This window comes from Methylobacterium sp. WL103 (genome assembly GCF_008039885.1).
Classification (GTDB): domain Bacteria; phylum Pseudomonadota; class Alphaproteobacteria; order Rhizobiales; family Beijerinckiaceae; genus Methylobacterium; species Methylobacterium cerastii.
In genome coordinates this window covers 1-1482 of record NZ_VRUX01000823.1, presented here as the reverse complement: position 1 = coordinate 1482, position 1482 = coordinate 1, and the positions used below count along the sequence as shown (strand labels likewise).

Below are 1482 nucleotides of genomic sequence, written 5' to 3'. Positions count from 1 at the left end.
GGGCCTGAGGGGCCACCCGTCCGCTGGGACGTGGCGTCCCGCCATGTGCGCTGCCTCACCGCGCCGACGGCGGCGGCCGGCTTAGCCGTTCTCGATGAGCACCAGCATCCACGACGTCAGCGCGCCGATCTTCATCAACGCGCTTCGCAACATGAGCGCCTGGCTCGACAAGGCGGCCTCGGAGAAGCCGGAGGCCGACCTGCTCCTCGCCCGCCTCGCCCCCGACATGAAGCCGTTGCCGGCCCAGTTCCAGATGGCGTCCGACAGCGCGAAGAACGCGATGGCGCGGCTCGCCGGCATTGAGGCTCCGGCGATGCCGGACGTCGAGGCGAGCTTTGCCGAGCTCAAGCAGCGCTGCGCCCGGACCATCGCCTTCGTCGAGGGCGTCGACCCGGCGGCGCTGGCATCCGCCGCGGAGCGCGAGGTGGAGCTGAAATTCCCCAACGGCTCGGGATACCGCTTCTCGGGGCAGACCTACCTCACCGGGTTCGCGCTTCCGAACTTCTTCTTCCACGTCACCACCGCCTACGCGATCCTGCGCGGGGCCGGCGTGAGCCTCGGCAAGCCGGACTTCCTCCAGCATCTCGGGCCGCCGAACATCCAGGCGGCGAAGTAGGCGACGCACCGGGTGTCGGACATCGCGCACATCAGGTCGGGAGCGCCGCAAGTTCCAGGCGCGCCGGCTTCAAGCCGGGTCCGTCGTCGGCGATGCCGCGGAACTCGGGGCGGTCGAGCCGCTTGGCTTTCCGAGCCGGTGCTCGTGCCGGTCGGGAGGAAGACCATGTCGAGCGACACAGATAAGCACCGCGCCCTGCTCGGCGCCCTCAAGGACGCCCAGGGCAAGGGCGACGGCGCCTTCGAGCAGGCCGTCACGAACGCCTTCGAGCATGTCTTCGAGCATCTCGGGCGCCTGAACGACCATGTTTCGCTCGGCGGCCCAGACGGCGAGGATCCGCATCTAAAGGCCGGCGAGTCGCCCACCCTGCGATAGCTCGCGGACCGAAGGGCATCGCGCTGCGAAGACCTCGATGCCCTCGACTGCGTTCCGATGACCGGCGCGTCGACGATGTCAGAACTTGCGGATGACCGGGCTCGCCGCGGGAGGCGCGTCCTTGTCCTGATAGATCGGCACGGTGACTCGCAGCCAGCCGCGTGTCTCGAGGCCGGCGTAGTTGCGCTGGATCACGTCCCGCGTGACGTAGGCCTGAAGGTTCACCGGGCCGAAATTGTATCCGACGAGTGCGCCGACGGCGACCTGGCCTTGGCGGGCGTAGGAGGGGTCGCCGGTCGGCAGGTCGGTCGATCCGAAGGCCACCGGCCCGACCTCCCATTTGCCGAAATGCTTCGTGGCCGTGAGTGTCTGTTCGGCAACAAGCTGTGCAATCTGAGCAGGTTGTGATTCAAGCGAGGGCTGAGAAAGGCCTTTGCTGATGTGGACGACCGAGAACCGTGTTCGCTACGACCGGAGCGCGTTGCGCTACG

The 1482-nt window shown here is 68.0% G+C and carries 2 protein-coding genes and 1 pseudogene; 2 read left to right on the top strand and 1 reads right to left on the bottom strand.

The features are described from left to right. The first annotated feature begins 94 nt into the window (after positions 1-94). Both FV222_RS25820 and FV222_RS25815 read left to right on the top strand, forming a co-directional pair. Complete coding sequence (locus FV222_RS25820) at positions 95-616, top strand: DUF1993 domain-containing protein (protein WP_147815983.1); 522 nt, start codon at positions 95-97, stop codon at positions 614-616. A 165-nt stretch (positions 617-781) separates the two neighbouring features. Beyond that, positions 782-991, top strand: coding sequence for a hypothetical protein (locus tag FV222_RS25815; protein ID WP_147752495.1), 210 nt, complete (start codon positions 782-784; stop codon positions 989-991). Positions 992-1069: 78 nt separating this feature from the next. On the opposite strand, the pseudogene FV222_RS25810 reads toward FV222_RS25815, so the two are convergent. After that, positions 1070-1357: pseudogene (locus tag FV222_RS25810) on the bottom strand (transporter); the annotation flags it as partial. Between the last annotated feature and the right edge of the window lie 125 nt (positions 1358-1482).

Bases quoted from the DNA above. Each gene is read 5' to 3' on its own strand.
- FV222_RS25820 (WP_147815983.1), top strand. From the start codon at position 95: ATGAGCACCAGCATCCACGACGTCAGCGCGCCGATCTTCATCAACGCG.
- FV222_RS25815 (WP_147752495.1), top strand. From the start codon at position 782: ATGTCGAGCGACACAGATAAGCACCGCGCCCTGCTCGGCGCCCTCAAG.